This window comes from Youhaiella tibetensis (assembly GCF_008000755.1).
GTDB classification, from domain to species: Bacteria; Pseudomonadota; Alphaproteobacteria; order Rhizobiales; family Devosiaceae; genus Paradevosia; species Paradevosia tibetensis.
In genome coordinates, this window is sequence record NZ_CP041690.1 from 99,925 (window position 1) to 114,415 (window position 14,491).

At 62.6% G+C, this 14,491-nt stretch carries 13 protein-coding genes, 1 tRNA gene and 1 pseudogene; 2 read left to right on the forward strand and 13 right to left on the reverse strand.

Annotated elements, in window-relative coordinates; translation table 11 throughout:
• Positions 1-2: 2 nt before the first annotated feature.
• The 5 genes from FNA67_RS00445 to FNA67_RS00465 all read right to left on the reverse strand — a co-directional run bounded on the left by FNA67_RS00445 (position 3) and on the right by FNA67_RS00465 (position 4,713).
• Positions 3-1,289, reverse strand: coding sequence for an ABC transporter ATP-binding protein (locus FNA67_RS00445; protein WP_147654687.1), 1,287 nt, complete (start codon positions 1,287-1,289; stop codon positions 3-5).
• A complete protein-coding gene (locus tag FNA67_RS00450) occupies positions 1,279-2,097 on the reverse strand; it encodes an ABC transporter permease (protein WP_049707220.1) in 819 nt (272 codons plus the stop codon). The genes FNA67_RS00445 and FNA67_RS00450 overlap by 11 nt, the downstream gene beginning before the upstream one ends.
• A gap of 160 nt (positions 2,098-2,257) precedes the next feature.
• On the reverse strand, positions 2,258-3,571 hold the full coding sequence (locus FNA67_RS00455; RefSeq protein ID WP_147654688.1) for a sugar transferase: 1,314 nt from the start codon (positions 3,569-3,571) through the stop codon (positions 2,258-2,260).
• Between the two features lie 287 nt (positions 3,572-3,858).
• Positions 3,859-3,935: transfer RNA gene (locus FNA67_RS00460), tRNA-Arg, on the reverse strand.
• Between the two features lie 106 nt (positions 3,936-4,041).
• Positions 4,042-4,713, reverse strand: coding sequence for a pseudouridine synthase (locus tag FNA67_RS00465; RefSeq protein WP_210246415.1), 672 nt, complete (start codon positions 4,711-4,713; stop codon positions 4,042-4,044).
• Positions 4,714-5,233: 520 nt separating this feature from the next.
• Here FNA67_RS00465 and FNA67_RS22500 point away from each other — a divergent pair.
• A pseudogene (locus tag FNA67_RS22500) lies at positions 5,234-5,575 on the forward strand (transglycosylase SLT domain-containing protein); the annotation flags it as partial.
• Between the two features lie 111 nt (positions 5,576-5,686).
• Entirely contained in the window at positions 5,687-6,403 is a 717-nt protein-coding gene (gene aqpZ, locus FNA67_RS00475) for an aquaporin Z (protein WP_147654689.1), read from the forward strand.
• 41 nt (positions 6,404-6,444) lie between these two features.
• Here aqpZ and FNA67_RS00480 read toward each other — a convergent pair whose 3' ends face one another.
• The 8 genes from FNA67_RS00480 to FNA67_RS00515 form a co-directional block, all read right to left on the reverse strand.
• Positions 6,445-7,428: a type II secretion system F family protein gene (locus FNA67_RS00480; protein WP_145976835.1), complete on the reverse strand. Its 984-nt coding sequence runs from the start codon at positions 7,426-7,428 to the stop codon at positions 6,445-6,447.
• A gap of 2 nt (positions 7,429-7,430) precedes the next feature.
• Positions 7,431-8,408: a type II secretion system F family protein gene (locus tag FNA67_RS00485; RefSeq protein WP_049707228.1), complete on the reverse strand. Its 978-nt coding sequence runs from the start codon at positions 8,406-8,408 to the stop codon at positions 7,431-7,433.
• 11 nt (positions 8,409-8,419) lie between these two features.
• Positions 8,420-9,904: a CpaF family protein gene (locus FNA67_RS00490; RefSeq protein WP_049707229.1), complete on the reverse strand. Its 1,485-nt coding sequence runs from the start codon at positions 9,902-9,904 to the stop codon at positions 8,420-8,422.
• 8 nt (positions 9,905-9,912) lie between these two features.
• The gene (locus FNA67_RS00495; protein WP_049707230.1) at positions 9,913-11,193 is read right to left on the reverse strand and encodes an AAA family ATPase; all 1,281 of its coding nucleotides are present in this window, start codon (positions 11,191-11,193) and stop codon (positions 9,913-9,915) included.
• Between the two features lie 24 nt (positions 11,194-11,217).
• A complete protein-coding gene (locus FNA67_RS00500; protein ID WP_170267159.1) occupies positions 11,218-12,639 on the reverse strand; it encodes a type II and III secretion system protein family protein in 1,422 nt (473 codons plus the stop codon).
• 19 nt (positions 12,640-12,658) lie between these two features.
• Positions 12,659-13,522, reverse strand: a complete 864-nt coding sequence (cpaB, locus tag FNA67_RS00505) for a Flp pilus assembly protein CpaB (protein ID WP_049707232.1) — start codon at positions 13,520-13,522, stop codon at positions 12,659-12,661.
• A 129-nt stretch (positions 13,523-13,651) separates the two neighbouring features.
• Positions 13,652-14,164: an A24 family peptidase gene (locus FNA67_RS00510; protein WP_244616424.1), complete on the reverse strand. Its 513-nt coding sequence runs from the start codon at positions 14,162-14,164 to the stop codon at positions 13,652-13,654.
• 106 nt (positions 14,165-14,270) lie between these two features.
• The gene (locus FNA67_RS00515; RefSeq protein WP_049707233.1) at positions 14,271-14,450 is read right to left on the reverse strand and encodes a Flp family type IVb pilin; all 180 of its coding nucleotides are present in this window, start codon (positions 14,448-14,450) and stop codon (positions 14,271-14,273) included.
• Between the last annotated feature and the right edge of the window lie 41 nt (positions 14,451-14,491).

A 14,491-nucleotide genomic window follows, 5' to 3' on the forward strand; every position in this document is an offset into this window, starting at 1 on the left:
CGCTATTTACCTCCTTCACGCAAAGCCCAAGTCGAGCGATGCGCTGCGCCTTGGTAGCTGTCGAGGCCAACGCCCGCGACGTATCCGCCTAGCTCGACGGCGACGGACATCGCATTCGGCACACAATCCAACGACGTCACCTGAGCGCGCGAACCGCCGTAGTTCCCGTGGTCAATCATGATATGGTATGTGCCCTCTCCGATGCGGAGTTCTTCGATGCGGCACTCGATAACACCGGAAGCGGGAACGGATAACTGTTCAGAACTGTGCGTGCTGTGAATGGTCGCAACCCGTTCAGCAAATTCGTTCTGCAACAACACCGAAAAGTACGGGTGGGGCGCGTTTGAATTTTCGTAGCCGATCCGCACTATGAAAGGTTCGCCCGTCTGGAATCGACGGGCCTCCGTACCGTCCGCCTTGTGCGTGGAGACCCAGCGTAGAATCGAATTAGTTGCACCGAGCCTTGGCGCGACGCTGATGTCGCTGCAGGCCACGTGGTCAGCCACCTGAACTATTTCTTCGTCGAAATGGTGCAGCTTCTGCATGTACTTGTTCAGCGCATCATTGGCGCTGCCTTGGAACACGCATTCCCCCGCCTCCAGGACGATTCCGCTCTTGCAGATTGATCGAACCGCCCGAGCATTGTGGCTGACGAACAGCACGGTGCGGCCGTCGTTGGCGATGGACTCGATATTCTTCTGGCTCTTCTCACGGAAAGAAGCGTCACCTACAGAGAGCACCTCATCAAGGATCAGGATGTCGGAGCGCAGCATCGATGCCACAGCATAGGCCAGGCGCACATACATGCCGCTCGAATAGCGTTTCACTGGCAGGTCGATGAATTTCTCGATGCCCGCGAAATCAACAATCTCGTCAAAGCGGGCGCGGATTTCCCGCTGCTTGAGGCCCAGCAAGGCGCCCGCCATGAACACGTTCTCGCGTCCCGACAGATCGGGATGAAAGCCAGTACCCACTTCAAGGAGCGAACCTATCCGTCCGTGCAGCTCCGCGCGGCCCGTCGTGGGTAGCGTAATGCCTGAAAGGATCTTGAGCAGGGTGCTTTTGCCCGAGCCGTTGCGTCCGAGAATGCCGACGATGTCACCGCGCTTGAGCTCAAAGCTAACGTCCTTGAGCGCCCAGAAGTAGTCTTGCTCTTCGTGGGCGAGAAAAGGCAGGAACTCGGCGAGATGGGACCGCGCCAGGTCCAGACCTTTCCTTTGCCCCTGGTGTGGCAGCAGGTAGCGCTTTCCCAGTCCCTCCACGCGAACGGCGATTTCGCTATTGGACATCGACCGTCACCTTCTCATACACGGAAAACACGAAGAGCCCGGTGACCAGCAGCACCAGCGTCAGGCCCATGGCCACGTAGAAGCTGGGGGTAAGGTGAAAGTCCTGCCCGAGCAGTATCCAGCGAAACAGCTCGACCGCCCAGTACATGGGATTGAGCTGGTAGATGGGCATGAACCGTTCCGGCACCATCGACGGACTGTACAGGATAGGCGTGAGGTACATGCCGGCCTGCAGAACGATGGTGAGCAGCGGCCTGATGTCACGCAACCGCACCATGAGGGCCGCGACCCACAGGCCTATCGCCGCCGCGCCCAGGCCAACCATCGCCAGAGCCGGCAGAATGAGCAGGTATTTCCAGCTGGGAAAGAACCCGTAGACGGCGGCGAGAATGATGAGAATGGCGACCGTGATGAGACTGTCGAAGAGCTCTCGAAACAGCGCCACCATGGGCAGGATCAAGCGCGGGAAATAGACCTTGGACAACAGCGCCATGTTTTCCTGCAAGGACCCTGCGATGGCTTGGGTCGCCCTGCTGAACAGAAGCCAGGGGATCAGGCCGGCGAAGGCAAAAACCGGGTAAGGAAAACCATTGGTGTCGACCCGAAGCACGGCACCGAAGACGACTGTCATCAGGGCAAGTGTCGCCAGCGGTTCCAGGACGGCCCATAGGCCGCCGAGCAGCATCTGCTTATAGCGGCCAGCGATCTGCCGATAGGTGAGCAGAAGGCCCAGTTCCCGGTGCTGCCATACCTCTCCTAAGTCCGGAAGTGTGCGGCGCGATTTCGCTTCGATGATCTTGAGTGTCATTTAACCTGAGGGCTTGTCCCGGTTTGCCTGAAGGCGGCGGCGGGACGGCGGCAAAGACGTAATCGGACCCAGCCGCAAATCGGGCGCACATAATCACGTTTCAGCGCCCGTGTCACGCCTGACCGAGGAGCCAGGCGGGGGGCATCTACCGTGTCTCGATCTATCGTGCGCCTCGGCTCAGCAAAACCGTGGCAACCGTCTTGAAGAGGATGAGGGCATCCAGGTCGAAAGAAAGGTGCTTAATATAATAAAGGTCGTACGATAACTTTGATAATGCTTCTTCGGAATTTCCGGAGTACCCGTAATTCACCTGGGCCCATCCGGTAATGCCTGGAAGCACGAGGAGGCGGGCAGTGTATTTTGGGATGTCGCGCTCATAGTTCCGAGCCAGGTCTATGGCCTCAGGCCGAGGGCCGATCAGGCTCATCTCGCCCCTCAGCACGTTGTAGAGCTGAGGCAATTCGTCAAGGCGGAGCTTTCTGAGAATGTCGCAGCCGGGGATGATGCGGCTGTCGCCCTCGCGCGTGGCGCCCCCGGCGGTTCCCTTGTACATCGTGCGGAATTTGTACATCCGGAAGCTGCGCCCGCCAAAACCGCGTCGCAACTGAACGAACAAGACCGGCCCACCATCTCGAAACCAGATATAGCCAGCCACGAAGACCGCAAGGGTAAGGCTCACCGGAAGGGTCAGCACGACCACGGCAAGATCAAGGAACCTCTTGGTCTGTGCGTAGAGAAATTGGGAATAAGTGTAGGCCAGGTGCGACACGTCGAAACTCGAAACGTCGAGCCGACCGTGCCAGATCTCGATGTACCTCGTCCATGACATGATCTCCACGCCGCCGAGGTAGCATTGCGCCAGCATTCCCGACCATTTTTCGGTGTGGTGTGCTTTGGGGTCGATCAGCAGCAGATCAATGTCCGAGAGGTCGGCATCAGGTCCGGAGAGGACCGGAATGTTCTTGCCGATCTGCCGGAGTACATCGTCCGTTTGAGAAAACGGCGCCAGGGCCACCCTGACGACCATGGATCGCTGAAAGCGGATATTGGCGTAGGCCATGACCACTGTCCCGACGGGGATGCAAACAGCGATGGCCACGTAGCTTATCGGCACCCGAAACGCGGACAGCATGCTGACGGCGAAGCTGTAGAGGACCAGCATAACCACGCCGGACGATACTATCGGAGCCTCGTTGCCTCGAAACGCAGCCAGTAATATCCCCGCAACGGCAGGTACAAATGCGAGTACGGCGACGGCAACCATGATGTTGAGCCAGTCATCCCGACCAGGCAAGGTCGTCAGGAACGCATAGAGCGCGACCTGAGCGAGAATTACAGTCAACGCCGGAGCAAGAAAGCCGCGGAGATCGCGCCAGTACCTGTGCTTGCGTCGACGGCCGCCTCTCTCTGTGAGATCGAGGAGGGCTTGAGCAGTCGTGATCGAGCGGCGTCCGCCTTTAGTCCGCTCGGTCATGGCTTGCAGTGGTCGAACGCTGAGAGTGCTTCGACAGTCAGCGCCTTCCTCATCCTCGTTCCCTTTTTATGACGACAGCATGGACTGCGATTGCAATATCAGTGGCAACCGACCCTGCCAATACGAGTTTCCCCACGCGCCTTCCTGTTCCCTTGGACGAGTGTGTTCGGGTTGAGACTGCGCGCCCGACCGTCGGGCCAGCGCCAGAGTGGGAGCGGCGAGCGTCGGGGCCGAAGGTAGCCACCAGGATGCGGGGCGAGACCGGAACAAATCCAATGACGTGAAATTGGCGCACCCGGCGAGATTCGAACTCACGACCTCTGCCTTCGGAGGGCAGCGCTCTATCCAGCTGAGCTACGGGTGCTCTGGATGCCGGGGCGGGGCCGCGGCTGATTGGGGCGCAAACTACAGAAAGCGGGGCGGTTCGGCAACTGGGGCCGAGCGGGTTTTTAGGAGGTGGGGAAAGCCCCTCAGAACGGGCAGCGAATGAGGAATTCCATCCACTGGCCCGAGCGCGGGTGGGTAAAGCCGAGCATTTCGGCGTGAAGCTGGAGACGGTCGGCGGCCGCGAGAGCTTCGCCTTCCGCATAGAACGGATCGCCCAGGATCGGATGGCCGAGGTTGAGCATATGGACGCGGAGCTGGTGGGTGCGCCCGGTGATCGGCATCAGCTTGACGCGCGTGGTGTTGCCATCGCGCGATAGCACCTCCCAGTCGGTCTGCGAGGGGCGGCCGCGCTCGAAATCGACGCGCTGGCGCGGCTTGCGCTCCCAATCAGTGGCGAGGGGCAGGTCGACGCGGCCCCGGTCTTCCTCGAGCAGGCCCCAAAGGCGGGCTTCGTAGAACTTTTCGGTCTGGCGTTTCTCGAACTGGATACCGATGCGCCCGTGGGCCCATTTGTTGAGCGCCATGACCACGACCCCCGAGGTGTCCTTGTCCAGCCTGTGGATGGTCGAGGCCGTCGGGTAGCGTTCGCGCGCGCGGCTTTCCAGGCAATCCTTGAGCTCCTCGGGCTTGCCGGGGACCGAAAGAAGACCGGAGGGCTTGTCGAGCACGATGATGTCCTCGTCCTCATGGATAACCGTCAGGTAGGGCTCCATGGGCGGGGTGTAGATGTACTGGTTGGGAAGCTCCGGGGTCATGGCCCGCCTCTTAGCAGAGGCAGGCCGCCCGGGACAGTGTGGTTTGAGCGCAGCGCAGTGGTGGCGCGCAGCTCGTATAGAGCCCGCCCAGTGCCGTATAGGCGCGAGCGGCGACCTGTAGTTTGAGCCACCCAGGCAAGTCAATCATCGCCGCTGGCCATGGCTGGTCAAATATGGCAATGACGGCGCTCCTGCCATTATGGCGCCGCTTTTGCACCATACTGGCGTTACTCTCGGAACTGTTGAGGACGCTCCGCCTTTGCCTTCCCGCCTGCGTTTCCTGCCGCTCGTCGCTGCGGCTGCCGTTCTGGTTTCCGGCTGTTCGATGTCGGGTATCAAGTTTGCCCATAACGGCTCGGGAACAAGTGCTCTGGCGGCGACCAGCAAGGTGGCCGAAGCCGCCGATGCGGCCGAGGCGAAGGACCTGCTGGCGGGCGCCGGCGGCGTCGAAGTCGCGGCGATCGATCCGGGGGCGGGCGCGGCAGACGCCTTGGCCTATGCGGCCCCACGCGACGGGCAGCTGGATGGCCTCATCGTCCAATACGCCGCTCTCTATCAGGTGCCGGAATCGCTGGTGCGGCGCGTCATCGTGCGCGAGAGCAAGTATAATCCCGCCGCACGCAACGGCCCCTATTTCGGGCTGATGCAGATCCGGCACCAGACGGCGCAGACCATGGGCTATTCAGGCCCGGCAAGTGGACTGCTGGACGCGGAAACCAATCTCAAATATGCGGTCAAGTACCTGCGGGGCGCCTATTTGGTTGCCCGCGGCAATCCGGACCAGGCGGTGCGCTTTTACGCCAGCGGCTATTACTATGACGCCAAGCGCATGGGCCTTCTCAAAGAGACCGGACTGCGCTGAACCCTCTCGACTGCGTGCGACAAGTAATAACAGCGAACAAGCTTTCCTCATGACTTCCCGCCGGTAACGGCGCTGCTAGAATCGGCGCCGGTTTGCATACTGGGGGAAACCATGGCAACTGATTCGTCTGCGAACATTTCGACACGGCGCCTGGGCGCCGAATTTCTTGGTACGTTCTGGCTGGTACTCGGCGGCTGCGGCGCCGCGGTTATTTCAGCGACATTTCCGCAATTCGGCATCGGCTTTCTCGGCGTGGCGCTCGCCTTCGGGTTGACGGTACTTACCGGCGTCTATGCTTTCGGCGCCATCTCGGGCGGCCATTTCAACCCGGCGGTGACGCTGGGCCTGGCGGTCGCCGGGCGCTTCTCGTGGGGCGGGGTCATTCCCTACTGGATCGCCCAGGTGGTGGGCGGGTTGCTCGCCGCGCTCGTGCTTTACATCATCGTTTCCAACGCCGCCGACTTCACCGGCGTAGGCGGCTTCGCCTCCAACGGGTTCGATGCCAACTCGCCTGGCGGCTACAACATGATCGCCGCGCTCGTCACGGAAATCGTGCTGACGGCAGTTTTCGTCATCGTGATCCTGGGGGCCACGAGCCCGGCCGCTCCGGTGGGCTTTGCCGGCATCGCCATTGGCTTCACGCTCACGCTCATCCACCTCATCTCGATCCCGGTGACCAATACCTCGGTCAATCCGGCCCGCTCGACGGCCGTGGCCTTCTTCGCCCAGAACGGGGCGGCGGGGCAGCTGTGGCTGTTCTGGGTGGCGCCGCTGGTGGGCGGGGCGCTTGGCGCCATCGTCTGGCGCGCGCTCTTCGGTCGCGACTGAATACACGACCCGGCCGGCTGATCGCAGCCGGCCGGGTCCGGTCAATGGCCCATCGAGAAGACCTTGATCATCGCCGGGGCGATGATGACGATGAAGAGCACCGGCAGGAAGAAGAGGATCAGCGGCACGGTCAGCTTGGGCGGCAGGGCGGCGGCCTTCTTTTCGGCCTCGTTCATGCGCTGTTCGCGACCTTCCTCGGCCATGACGCGCAGCGCCTGCCCTACCGAGGTGCCGTAGCGGTCGGCCTGGATCAGGGCGGTCATCACCGAACGCACGCCATCGAGGCCCGTACGCTTGCCGAGGTTCTCATAGGCGCGGGTGCGATCATCGAGAAACGAAAGCTCGGCGGTAGTGAGGGTCAGCTCCTCTGCCAGTTCCGGGCTTTGCTGGCCGATCTCCTTGGCCACGCGCTTGAAGGCGTGCTCCACGGACATGCCCGCTTCCACGCATAGCAGCATGAGGTCGAGGCAATCCGGCCAGGCGCGGCGCACCGATTGCTGCCGCTTGGTCGTGGTGTTCCTGAGCAGGAGCACGGGGATGTAGGAGCCGATGATGCCCAGGCCGATGGCGATCACGGCGTTGAGGTAGATGGGATTGTCCTTCATCACCAGGCTCAGGTACCCGAAGGCGAGGACGAGCAGGATGAACGGGGTCACGAAGCGCATGAACACATAGGTGGTCAGGTGCCCCTGGCCTCGATAGCCGGCACGCGCCAGGGAGTCGGCGGTGTTCTCGTCCACGAACGCCTTCTGGAGCGAGAAACGCTCGACGACGCGTTTCATGTAGTCCTTGCTACCCTCGCTTCGAGCGGTCTGCCGGGCGTTTTCGGCGCTGCCGCGCAGGCGTGCCATTTCCTCGGCGCGCATCTTCTCGCGCTCGAGCGCCACGCGCTTGATACGGTCCTTCATATTGGAACGGCCAAGGAACTGGGAGCCGAACGTGAAGACGACCGCGGCCGCCGAGATGGCGGCCAGTACGGCGATGAGGAAGTTCCGGTCGGTGACGAGGTTGAAGAACTTGTCCATGCTCAGAACTCGAACTGGACCATACGGTACATGACGAAGACGCCCATCGAGAGCATGAGGCCTGCAACACCCAACCAGAACATGCCGATGGTGGTGGTGAAGAACGGCCCGAGATAGGTGGGGCTGGTCAAGCTCACCAGGATTGCCACAACGAAGGGCAGCGAGCCGATGATGCCGGCGGATGCCTTGGCCTCCGAGGACATCGCCTTGACCTTGGCCTTCATCTTCTTGCGATTGCGCAGCACGCGAGAAAGGTTGGTCAGCGCTTCGGAAAGATTGCCACCCGCCTGCTGCTGGACGGTGATGACGACGATGAAGAAGTTCACCTCCGGCACCGGCACGCGGTCATAGAGCGTCACGATCGCCTCGGACATCGTCTTGCCGACCGCCTGCTGGTCGAGCACGCGCTGGAACTCGGTCTTGAGCGGCTCCTTGGATTCGCGGGCGACGACGCGCATCGAATCGTTGAGCGGCAGGCCGGATTTGACGCCACGCACGATGGCTTCGACGGCGTTGGGCAACTCGTCCAGGAACTTGTTGCGGAAGCCGTTGCGGCGACGGCCCATGTAGAGCTTGGGCAGGAGATAGCCACTGGCGATGCCGAAGACGGCGGCAAAGATCAACGGCACCTGCATGACGAGGGTCACGAGGAAGACGGCTACGCCCAGGATCACCGAATTCCGGATGAAGCCGGCCGGCTTGATCTTCATGCCTGCCTGATAGAGCTGGGCCTTGAGTGGCACGCGCTTCTTGCGCTCGTTGAGGGCATCGGTCTGCCCCTTGATGGCAGCCTGAACCTGCTTACGGCGGTCAGCGCGATTGCGTTCGGCGAAGGCCTCGCGACGATTGGCCTGGATATTTCCCTGCAGGGCCTTGCGCCGCTTTTCGGCGCGGCTGGACCCGAGCATTGACGGCACCAAAGCGAATACCAGGGTGCCAATCGACACCATTGCCAGGATGACCAGGATAATTGGGTTCACCGCTCGGCTCCTCAGGTCTCGAGCAGCGCGTGCTGTTCGACGTTGGACCGCTCCAGCGCTTCGACCAAATTGGCCTCTTCGTTGAAATAGCGGGCGCGCTCGGAGAAATTGGGCTTGGTGATGCCGGTCGAGCGGTGCCGCCCGATGAGCTGACCGTTCGAATCCTCGCCCAGGATGTCGTAGACGAAGACGTCCTGGGTCACGATCACGTCGCCTTCCATGCCCAGTACTTCGGAGATGTGGGTGATACGGCGCGAGCCGTCGCGCAGACGTGCGGCCTGCACGATCACGTCGATCGAGGAAGTGATCATCTCGCGGATCGTGCGGCTGGGCAGTGAATAGCCGCCCATGGTGATCATCGATTCGAGACGGGAAAGCGCTTCGCGCGGGCTGTTGGCGTGGAGCGTGCCCATCGAGCCGTCATGGCCCGTGTTCATGGCCTGCAGGAGGTCAAAAGCCTCCGGTCCGCGCACTTCGCCCACGATGATGCGTTCCGGACGCATACGCAGGCAGTTCTTGACCAGGTCGCGCATGGTGATCTCGCCCTCGCCCTCGAGGTTGGGCGGACGGGTTTCAAGGCGCACGACGTGAGGCTGCTGGAGCTGGAGTTCGGCCGAGTCTTCGCAGGTGATGACGCGCTCGTCGCGTTCGATGAAGGCGGTAAGGCAGTTAAGGAGCGTGGTCTTGCCCGAACCTGTACCACCCGAGATCAGCACATTGGCGCGCACGCGGCCGAGGACGCGCAGCACCTCGGCGCCTTCCGGCGAGATGGAGCCGTACTTGACCAGCTGCTGGAGGGTCAGCTTGTCCTTCTTGAACTTACGGATGGTCAGCGCGGCGCCGTCGATCGAGAGCGGCGGAGCGATGACGTTGACGCGCGAGCCGTCCGGAAGACGGGCGTCGCAGATGGGCGAGCTCTCATCGACGCGGCGGCCGACCTGGCTCACGATGCGCTGGCACACGTTCATCAGGTGCGCGTCGTCGCGGAAGCGCACATTGGTGAGCTTCACCTTGCCGCCGACTTCGATGTAGCACTTCTGGGAACCGTTCACCATGATGTCGGCGATGTCGTCACGCGCCAGCAACGGCTCGAGCGGCCCGTAACCCAGGACGTCGTTGCAGATGTCCTCGAGCAGGTCCTCCTGCTCGGAGATCGACATGACGATCGACTTGAGCGCGATGATCTCGGCGACGATGTCGCGGATTTCCTCGCGCGCCGTCTCCTGCTCCATGGTGGCGAGCTGGGAGAGGTCGATCGAGTCGATCAGGGCGTTGAAGATCGCCGACTTGGTCTGGAAGTATTCCTTGTCGCGCGCGGCCACGTCCGGGCTGCGCACGTCGATGACTTCGTCGGCGGTGCGGCGGCTGGGTTCAGGGGCGCGCATGACCGCTTCCATGCGCTCCGGACGAGCCGCGGGGGCCGGTATCGGGGCGGGACGCGGCGCGGGCGCGACGCCCGGGGTGTTGCCGCCAAAGGTTGTGCGCTTGCCAAACATGGTTTCGCCTAGCCGGCCTTCCTGCGTTTGGAGAACAATGACGAGAGCTTGAGGCTTGCAGCGCGGCCGGCCGTCTCGGGGGCCGACCGTCCGGTCACCTGCAGGCCCACGGCCCGGTAGATGTCGTTGATCTTGCTGGAGGCGGCGACCTCCGCGATCATCTGCCCGTTATTGGCGGCCGTGCCAAAGAGCGCGGCATCGAAGGGGATCTGTCCGAGCAGGCGACAATCGATCGAGCTGGCGAATTCGCTGGCGCTGATCTCCGGGCGCTTGGGCAGACCGACCTTGTTGACCACGAGGTTGGGCTTGCTCTCGGTGGGGCGCAGCGCCTTGATGGTGTCGGCAAGGTTCTTGGCATTGCGCAGGTTGGCCAGATCCGGCTCGGCGACGATCACGATCTCATCCACCGTAGCCAGCGTGTGTCGCAACCAGGCGGTCCAGGTGTGCGGCAGGTCGAGGATCACGACCGGCGTCGACTTCTGACTCATTTCCACGATCTGCTCGAAGTCGCGCTCGGCGAAGTCGCTGGTGCGCTCCAGCGTGGCCGGCGCGGTCAGCAGGTTGATGTGGCTGGCTGCCTTGGAGACCAGCCGGTCGAGCATGGTCTGGTCCATCTTGTCGTTGGCGGCGAGCGCATCGGCGATGCCGTTGGGCGGATCCTGGTTGAAGTTGAGTCCGGCGGTTCCGAAGGGCAGGTCCATGTCGAGGATCAGCACGTCCTGGCGCAGGGTCTGGGAGATCGCCCAGGACACGTTGTGTGCGATGGTCGAGGCTCCGGCGCCACCCTTGGCGGCAACGAAGGCGATGGTGCGCCCGATAGGCGCTGCGCCCTCAGCGACGAAGATCTCGCCGATGGCCGAGACGATGGTCTGGGCCGTGGTGGGCAGCACCAGGTATTCGGAGACGCCGGCGCGGACGAGCTCGCGGTAGAGCACGACGTCGTTGATATGGCCGAGCACGACCAGGCGCGTGGTCGCATCACAGACTTCCGCCAGCCGCGCCAGGGATGCCATGATCTCGTCGCGCTGGGCGCTGGTCTCGATGATGATGAGATTGGGCGTCGGATTGGACCGGTAGGTCTCGATGGCCCCTTCAATCCCGCCGTTATGCGTGGTCAAGGCCACCTTGGACATGCGGCGATCATGGACCGCTGATTCCACCAGCTGAGCCGTCTGGGAATGCTCGCAGAACGCCTGGATGGTGATGCGCGGGATCAGCCGCGCGCCGGCAGCGATTTCAGCGGCAGGAAGATCGTCAGCCGGCTTGGGATCGTTATTGAGAAAGCTCATGCCATAAACCCTTGAACGCCGGACTCAATCGAGAACAAAACCAACCGACCCCTGGAAGCCGCCGCGCATGCCGGCGGGCCCCTGGCCGACCGAGTAGAGCTTTTCCATGTGCCCCAGGAACACGGCCTCGGCATCGCTCGCGGCCTGATAGTTGTCAGTGGGCAAGGGCGGCGGGGTCATCGTCGATTGGGCGAGATAGGGGGTGACCAGGATCACCAGTTCGGTCTGCGCGTGCAGGAAGTCGCGCGACCGGAACAGGGCTCCGAGGATCGGGATATTGCCCAGCCCCGGCAGCGCGTTGACCTGCTGGCGCAACTGGTCCTGGATCAGGCCGCCGATAGCCAGCGTCGCGCCGGTGGGCAACTCGACCGAGGTCTTGGCCTGGCGTTCCTTGGTGGCGGGAATGGTGATTCCGCCCACGGTGAAGCTGCCATCGCTGGTAAGCTCGGAAACCGAGGTATCCACGACCAGACCGATGATCCCATTGGACTTGACGGTCGGGGTGAACTTGAGCTGCACGCCGAACTTCTTGAACGTATAGGTGACCTTGCCGTCCTGGACGTCGGTCGGCACCGGAAACTCGCCGCCGGCGAGGAATTCGGCTTCCTGGCCCGAAATGGCGGTGAGGGTCGGCTCTGCCAGCGTGCGCAGCGCGCCGCGGCGCTCGAGCGCCCGCAGCGTGGCATCGATCGAGACCGGACCGGCAGTGAGGTTGACGTTCATGGTACCGGTCGGGGCCGCGCTGCTCGCACCGCCGAGGCCCGGCGTATTGACCAGGCCGGTGGTGAGGGCACCGGAATTGATCGTGGCATTGAGGTTGATGCCGAGCTGCTTGACGGTCTCGCGCGCCACTTCGGCCACCGTCACCTTGAGCATGACCTGCTGGCCGCCGCTCACGTTGATGACATTGGCGACCTTCTGCGGGTCACCGGTGAACTGGGCCGCGATCGTAACGGCCTTCTGCACATCGTCCTGGGAGAGCGCGTTGCCTGAAAGCACCAGGCCCGAGCCGAACGCCTGGACCTGGATGGAAGAACCGGGCAGGAGCGCGGCAAGGGTCGAACTCAGGGTCGAGGAATCATTGCCGACCACGATCTCGATCACCGAGATGCGCCCACCATTGGCATCCAGGAACATGATATTGGTCGATCCCGAGCCAACGCCCTGTATGACGGCGCTGGTCTTGGTGCGCATCATGGCGCCGGCAATGGCGGGATTGGAAACGATCACCTCGCTGGCCTCGATCGGCAGGTCGACCAGCAGCGACTTGTTGAGCCCGACATTGACGTGCTGCGTCTTGCCGTATTCGGCGCCCGAGACGCGCAACTGGGAGACGTCGGCGGCCATCGCCGGTGCTGCAGCGAGAGCGGCGAGCAAAGGTAACGCCAGGGCGAGAGCCTTGAGGGGCTTCATGATCTGCGGCCTGTTCTGGGCGGGATTCGACATGGGTTTTCCTGGCGGATCGCTACTGCAGGGATGAGTTGTTCGAGCCGGTGGAGCCGAGCGCGACATCGCCCGTGGCCGAGCCGGCCATCACGTTGGCCTTGGTGCCGAACCGGATGATGCTGATGGCCTGGTTGCGGCGCGCCTCGGGTGCACCCGAGGCCACGAAATCGACCACCGAGCGCAGCACGAGCGAAAGCCTGCCGGTCGAGGAAGCGTTGATGAGGCTTTCGGACTGGATGGGGTCGAGTTCGAGCGTGGCCACGGTCTGGGCATCGAAGGTCTTGGATGCCGGATCGTTCGGATCGGGATTGCCGGCCGTGGCTCCGACTTCGCCGAGGCGCTTGCCGATCGCCAGCACCTTGACGTTGGAAAGGATGGTCTCGGAAATGTCTCCCGCTTCGCCCGAGCGGGTGACGACGACGTCCACGTGGTCATTGGGGACGATAAAGCCGCCCGAACCGGATTCCGGGGTCACCGTCACCGAGACGCCGCGCATGCCGGGCGAGAGAACGGCGGACAAGTAGCCCTGGTCGGAGCGCGCCAGCTTGGCGTCGCGAATAGGCTCGCCTGCGAAGAATTCGAAGCGCGCTACCGCATTCTTGATGTCTGTCGCGGCATCGGGAGCGGCAGCGATGGTCACGTATTCGGGCCGGACCGCTCCCTCAGGCCAATCCTGCCACTGCACCGAGTCGGCGGCCAAGCGCTCGCCAACCCCGATATCGCGCGCGGCCACCAGGATCTGCGTCTTGGGCTCGGCGACGACCTCGGTCTTGACCTGAGCCTGTTCTGCCGGGCGGTTTCCGCCACTGCCCAACACAAGGTAGGCAGCCAACCCGCCCGTAACGAGCGCCACTGCCAACAGCAGGACCTGCGACCGTTTCATCACCCAACTCCGGTTCCGGCATCGGGCGAACAGCCCGAGCCCCCGCCTGGCAATATGGAGGGCAAAGGGTCAAAGTTTGGTTAATCGTTGCTTTGCAGAGAAGGTTAACTTGTCGTTACGCGGCGCGGGTCAGGCGAGCTGACCGGTCAATTGCTGGAAGAGCGCGGTGTCCGAATAGACCAGCAGGCCAGCGGCGGCCAGGGCAATGCCGTAGGGAACGCCGGATCGTTTGTCGTGGAGCCGGTCGATCCACTTCACCTTGGAAAGCGACTTGGGCAGCGGGTGCCTTCGCACTGCGAGAAGCAAGAGCGTCAGGGCGCCACCGAGCAGTGCCGCATAGACAAGGTAAGGCAAGGTTACGGTGAAGCCGAGCCAGAGAGCGGTCGCCGCCGCCAACTTGGCATCGCCGCCCCCGACCCACCCCATGGCGAAGAGTGCGAAAGCGACGACAAGCACGGCCACCGCGCAGGTCACGTGGAGCGCAAGCTGCTGAAGAGGCATCTGCACGAATATGGCCAGAGCAAAGAAGGCCGCAGTCACGACGATCACCAGCTTATTGGAGATCTTCATCGTAATGAGATCGGAGGACGCCGCCGCTGCCATGAGGAGCGGGAAAACAAAAAGGGCGATCTGGCCGTACAAGGGTGCCTCCGGTCTTGTCTCGCGCGCATCATGGCCGAGGGCAGTTAAGGAACGACAAAAAGAAAAGGGGCCTTGCGGCCCCTTTTCAATCTCGAACGGTATCAGCTTACGTGGTCGGCGTGGCGCCGGCGAGCTGATCCTTGATGTAGTTGAAGGTCGTGCCGAGCTGGCCGCCCAGCAGGGTGGCGGCGGCGATGATGGCAACAGCGATGAGCGCAGCGATCAGACCGTATTCGATCGCAGTGGCGCCAGACTCGTCCTTCGCAAACTTTGCGATGATGTTCATTTATTGCTCCTAGCTCCCAGTCAGTATGCTGACTTCATGTC

Bases quoted from the DNA above. Each gene is read 5' to 3' on its own strand.
- FNA67_RS00445 (WP_147654687.1), bottom strand. From the start codon at position 1,289: ATGTCCAATAGCGAAATCGCCGTTCGCGTGGAGGGACTGGGAAAGCGC.
- FNA67_RS00450 (WP_049707220.1), bottom strand. From the start codon at position 2,097: ATGACACTCAAGATCATCGAAGCGAAATCGCGCCGCACACTTCCGGAC.
- FNA67_RS00455 (WP_147654688.1), bottom strand. From the start codon at position 3,571: ATGACCGAGCGGACTAAAGGCGGACGCCGCTCGATCACGACTGCTCAA.
- FNA67_RS00465 (WP_210246415.1), bottom strand. From the start codon at position 4,713: ATGACCCCGGAGCTTCCCAACCAGTACATCTACACCCCGCCCATGGAG.
- aqpZ (WP_147654689.1), top strand. From the start codon at position 5,687: ATGGCAACTGATTCGTCTGCGAACATTTCGACACGGCGCCTGGGCGCC.
- FNA67_RS00480 (WP_145976835.1), bottom strand. From the start codon at position 7,428: ATGGACAAGTTCTTCAACCTCGTCACCGACCGGAACTTCCTCATCGCC.
- FNA67_RS00490 (WP_049707229.1), bottom strand. From the start codon at position 9,904: ATGTTTGGCAAGCGCACAACCTTTGGCGGCAACACCCCGGGCGTCGCG.
- FNA67_RS00495 (WP_049707230.1), bottom strand. From the start codon at position 11,193: ATGAGCTTTCTCAATAACGATCCCAAGCCGGCTGACGATCTTCCTGCC.
- FNA67_RS00500 (WP_170267159.1), bottom strand. From the start codon at position 12,639: ATGTCGAATCCCGCCCAGAACAGGCCGCAGATCATGAAGCCCCTCAAG.
- cpaB (WP_049707232.1), bottom strand. From the start codon at position 13,522: ATGAAACGGTCGCAGGTCCTGCTGTTGGCAGTGGCGCTCGTTACGGGC.
- FNA67_RS00515 (WP_049707233.1), bottom strand. From the start codon at position 14,450: ATGAACATCATCGCAAAGTTTGCGAAGGACGAGTCTGGCGCCACTGCG.